Raw genomic sequence first — 5,081 nt, forward strand, 5'->3', positions numbered from 1 at the left:
CGCCCCGTACGGTCCCCGGCTCCGCCCCACGCGCCGCCGCGTGCCCCCGCCGTGCGGCGCCGGGCCGGTGCGGGACACCGCGCCGGGGACCGTACGCTTCCCGGGTGACAGAGAAGGTGACCGACCCCCACAGCACGCGCCCCTGGGGCCCGGCGGCCGCGACCGGCGTCGGCTCCATGCCCGGAACCGACGCCCGCGAGGCCGCCCGCACCGCGGCCGGAGCCCTGGAGACACTGCTCTTCCTCCCGGAACTGCCCGCCCGCGGGCCCGGCGCCGACCTCATCGGCCGCACCGCCGGGCTCCTCACCGAGCTCTACGTCCAACTGGAGCCCAGCGGCTGGCGCATCGCCGACCGGCCGGGCCGCGACACCCGCCGTGCCCGCTCCTGGCTCGGCGAGGACCTCGACGCCGTGGAGGAGTTCTCCCAGGGCTACCAGGGGGCACTCAAGGTCTCGGTGACCGGACCGTGGACGCTCGCCGCCTCCCTGCAACGCCGCAACGGAGAAGCGATGCTCGGCGACGCCGGGGCGCGCCGCGACCTCGCCGCCTCGCTGGCCGAGAGCACGCGGGACCTCCTCGACTCCGTGCGCCGCCGCGTCCCCGGCGCCAGCCCCGTGCTGCAGCTCGACGAACCCTCGCTCACCGCCGTCCTGGGCGGGCGCGTCGCCACCGCCAGCGGCTACCGCACCTATCGCTCCGTGGACCGCGCGGTGGTGGAGGAGACGCTGCGCACCCTGGTCCGGGCGGCCGGGGACGCCCCCGTCGTCGTCCACTCCTGCGCGCCCGACGTGCCGTTCGCGCTGCTGCGCCGGGCGGGCGTCGCCGCGGTCTCCTTCGACCTCTCGCTCATCACCGAGGGTGCGTACGACGCGATCGGGGAGACCGTCGAGGCGGGCACCACCCTCTTCGCGGGCGTCATCCCGGGCGACGGCGCGGACCCCCGGGAATTGTCCGACCCTCCCGGTACCGTCAGTGGCGTCAGGTCGCTTTGGCGCAGGCTGGGGCTGTCACCGGCGCTCCTCGCGGAGACGGTGGTGGTCACCCCGGCGTGCGGTCTCGCGGGCGCCTCCCCGGCGTACAGCAGGGCCGCCCTCACGCACTGTGCCCGAGCGGCCCGATCCCTCGCCGACAACCCAGAGTGACGGGAGACCAGACGGTGGAAGAGCAGGGACCGCCCGCCGAGGCACGCGAGCGGCACGCCCGACTCGCCGAGCGGATCGAGGAGCACCGCTTCCGCTACTACGTCCGCACACCGACGATCAGCGACGCCGAGTTCGACGTCCTGATGCGTCAGCTCCAGCAGCTGGAGGAGGAGTTCCCCGAGCTGCGTACCCCGGACTCCCCGACCCAGCGGGTCGCCGGCGCCTACCGCACCGAGTTCACGGCGGTCGACCACCGCGAGCGGATGCTCTCGCTCGACAACGCCTTCGACGACGAGGAGCTCGACGCGTGGGCGGCACGCGTGGCGGAGGAACTGGACTCCATTCCCTACCGCTACCTCTGCGAGCTGAAGATCGACGGCCTCGCGGTCAACCTCACCTACGAGCGCGGCCTGCTGACCCGCGCAGCCACCCGGGGCGACGGCCGCACCGGCGAGGACATCACACCCAACGCCCGCACCATCGACGGCATCCCGCACCGCCTCCAGGGCGAGGACGCCCCCGAGCTGGTCGAGGTCCGCGGCGAGGTCTTCTTCCCGATGGAGCGCTTCGAGGAACTGAACGCCGGACTGGTCGAGGCGGGCGAGAAGCCGTTCGCCAACCCCCGGAACGCCGCCGCCGGCTCGCTCCGCCAGAAGGACCCCAAGGTCACGGCGGGCCGGTCGCTGCGCATGGTGGTCCACGGCATCGGTGCCCACCAGGGGCTCACACTGGACCGGCTCTCGCACGGCTACGAACTGCTGCGGGGCTGGGGGCTGCCCACCTCACCGGCGGCCCGGCCCGTCGACAGCCTCGCGGAGGTCCGGGAGTTCATCGCGTACTACGGCGAGAACCGGCAGTCGGTCGAGCACGAGATCGACGGCGTCGTCGTCAAGATCGACGAGATCCCGCTCCAGGGGCGGCTCGGCTCCACCTCCCGCGCGCCGCGCTGGGCCATCGCCTGGAAGTACCCCCCGGAGGAGGTCAACACCCGCCTGCTGGACATCCGTGTCGGCGTCGGGCGCACCGGCCGGGTGACCCCCTACGCCGTGGTCGAGCCCGTGACCGTCGCCGGCTCGGAGGTGGAGTTCGCCACCCTCCACAACCGCGACGTGGTCAAGCGCAAGGGAGTGCTGATCGGCGACACCGTCGCGCTGCGCAAGGCGGGAGACGTCATCCCGGAGATCCTCGGCCCCGTGGCCGATCTCCGCGACGGCACCGAGCGGGAGTTCGAGATGCCGACGCACTGCCCGGAGTGCGGCACCGAGCTGAAGTCGATGAAGGAGGGAGACATCGATCAGCGCTGCCCCAACGCCCGTTCCTGCCCGGCCCAGCTGCGGGAACGCGTCTACTACCTCGCCGGCCGCAAGGCCCTGGACATCGACCACTTCGGCTACGTCGCGGCGACCGCCCTGACCCAGCCGCTGGAGCCCGGCCGGCCGCCCCTGAGGGACGAGGGCGGCCTCTTCGACCTCCGCATCGAGCAGTTGCTGCCGATCCGCTCCTACGTCCTGGACCAGGACTCCGGTCTGCCCAAGCGCGACCCGGAGACCGGCGAGCCCAAGGTCGTCACCTTCTTCGCCAACCAGAAGGGCGAGGCGAAGAAGAACGCCCTGGGCATGCTGGAGGCCATCCAGGCGGCCAAGGAACGGCCGCTGGCCCGTGTCCTGACCGGCCTGTCCATCCGTCACGTCGGTCCGGTCGCCGCCGAGGCGCTGGCCCGCGGGTTCCGTTCGATCGACCGGATCGCGGAGGCGACCGAGGAGGAGCTGTCGGCGACCGAGGGCGTCGGGCCGACCATCGCCGCCTCTCTCAAGGCGTGGTTCGCGGAGGAGTGGCACCGCGAGATCATCGAGCGCTGGCGAGCCGCCGGCGTCCGGATGGTCGACGAGGAGGCCGAGGAGACCGGGCCACGCCCGCTGGACGGCATGACCCTCGTCGTCACCGGCACCCTCGCCGACCACACCCGTGACGGCGCCAAGGAGGCGTTGCAGAACCTCGGTGCCAAGGTCTCAGGCTCCGTCTCCAAGAAGACCGCGTTCGTCGTGGTCGGCGAGAACCCCGGCTCCAAGTACGACAAGGCCCTGCAGCTGAAGGTGCCGGTGCTCGACGACGCCGGGTTCGAGGTGCTGCTCGCCGAGGGGCCCGACGCTGCGCGCCTGGTCGCCACCAACGCGCCGGAGGAGCCCGCCACGCCGGAGCAGGCGAGCGAGGGGCAGCCCTCGGCGGAGCCTCCCGCCGAGGGGAGCACCGAGGGGGAGTGAGCGCGAGGGCGGGCCGGGCCGCGGGCTCGAACGGCCCCGGCGCGGCCACCCGAACGGTCGGTGTGAAGTGACCCCCGAAGCGGGGATGCCATACCCGACGACCAGGTACGGACGGCAGGGACAGCGCACACCCGCGGCGGACCCCGCCTGAGGGGGCCGCGGGCACACCCCGGCGGAACCCCGCGGCCGCGCCGGTCTCCGACCGAAGGAGAGGCGCGCATGCAGTCGGCTCACGCGGGGTCTCCCGCCGGAGCGCCGCGCCGTGGCGCCCGAGCCCTGAGCCACCCCGCCCGCCCCCTGGTACTCGGCGGCGCGACGGCCCTGCTCGTCGCCGGTGTGGTACGGGTCGCCGACGGCGGCCACGCCCTGTTCCCCACCGGAGCCGCCGGCTGGGGGCTGGCCCTCCTCACCGCGGTGATGGGCGCGCATCTGCTGGCGATGGGGCGCGAACGCTGGTGGGGCGGCAGCGGCTCCGGTGCCGCCCTCACCCTCGCCGTGCTGCTCCTGCACGGCTGGGTCCCCGCCGCGCTGGTCAGTCTCACGCTGGTCACCCTCACCGGCGCCGCGCGGCGCGGCAGCCGGGGGCAGGCCGCGCTGCACGGAGCCTGCGACCTGCTCGGCATCGGTGCCGCCGCGCTGGTCCTCGCGCTGTTCGGGACCCGGCCCACCGTCAGCGACCCCTGGGAACCGGCGCAGTGGCGCCCCGACACGCTGCCCGAACTGCTCGCCGCCGCCTGCGTCTACCTCCTGGTCGACCGGCTGCTGCTGTGGTGGTGCCTCGCACCACCGGGGGCACTCCCCACGCGGGCCCGCGCCGCGCTGTCGCGCCAGTGCCTGCTCGCCGTCTCACTGCTCGGCATCGCCCCGCTGATCGTGGTGGTGGCGGTACACACGCCGCTCATGCTCCCGCTGTTCGCGCTGCCCCTGATCGCCCTCGACTCCACGCTCTGGATCGCGCGCGCCCGCGCCGTCGACCAGCTGCTCGACCCCTTGACCGGTCTGCCCAACCGCCGGTGGCTGCTCGAACGCGTCCGCACGGCGCTCCGCGCGGCCGAACGCGACGGCGGCCGGTGCGCGCTCATCCTGATCGACCTCGATCGCTTCCGCTCGGTCAACGACACCCTCGGTCATCTCACCGGCGACCGGCTGCTGTTGCGGATCGCGGAGCGGATGGCGCGCGCGGTGCCCGCGACGGCCGAGACGGCGCGGCTGGGCGGCGACGAGTTCGCCGTGCTGCTGCCGCGCGTCGCGTCGGTGGGTGCGGCGCAGCGCGTCGCGCGGGAGGTGGTGGCCGCCCTCGCGGTTCCGCTCGAGCTGGACGGGATCACGCTGGTGGTCGAGGCCAGCGCGGGTGTGACCGTCTTCCCCGACCACAGCACGGACCGTCCTGTGGACAGCTGCCTTGCCCGGCCCGGCGGTCAGGACGGCGGCAGGGCCGGGGCCGAAGGTCCCGCCCGCCCCGGCCCGGCGGTGTCCGGGCCGGCGGAGTTCCCCTCGGTGGCGTTCGCGCCGGCCGGAGCCGCCGGCGACATCCACGCCCAGCGTGAACCGGTACGGAGGCAGCCCGGCCCCGTGCCGATCGACGGACCGTTCCCGTCCCCGGCCCTTCCTCCAACCCCGGTCGCGCCCCCGATGCCCGCGCGGCCACCGGCGGTCCCGGCGCCGTCCCGGCACCGCT

General features: G+C 74.5%; 3 protein-coding genes. All 3 read left to right on the plus strand.

The annotated features are described in order from the left end of the window. Nucleotides 1–104: 104 nt before the first annotated feature. Nucleotides 105–1,142, plus strand: coding sequence for a methionine synthase (locus tag E0D90_RS23380; RefSeq protein WP_103529396.1), 1,038 nt, complete (start codon nucleotides 105–107; stop codon nucleotides 1,140–1,142). A gap of 14 nt (nucleotides 1,143–1,156) precedes the next feature. Then, complete coding sequence (gene ligA / locus E0D90_RS23385; protein WP_438827439.1) at nucleotides 1,157–3,403, plus strand: NAD-dependent DNA ligase LigA; 2,247 nt, start codon at nucleotides 1,157–1,159, stop codon at nucleotides 3,401–3,403. 219 nt (nucleotides 3,404–3,622) lie between these two features. Further along, the coding region (locus tag E0D90_RS23390) for a GGDEF domain-containing protein (RefSeq protein WP_157996927.1) at nucleotides 3,623–5,081 on the plus strand (1,459 nt) is incomplete at its 3' end.

The sequence above is a fragment of the Streptomyces otsuchiensis genome (assembly GCF_004305975.1).
GTDB lineage: Bacteria > Actinomycetota > Actinomycetes > Streptomycetales > Streptomycetaceae > Streptomyces > Streptomyces otsuchiensis.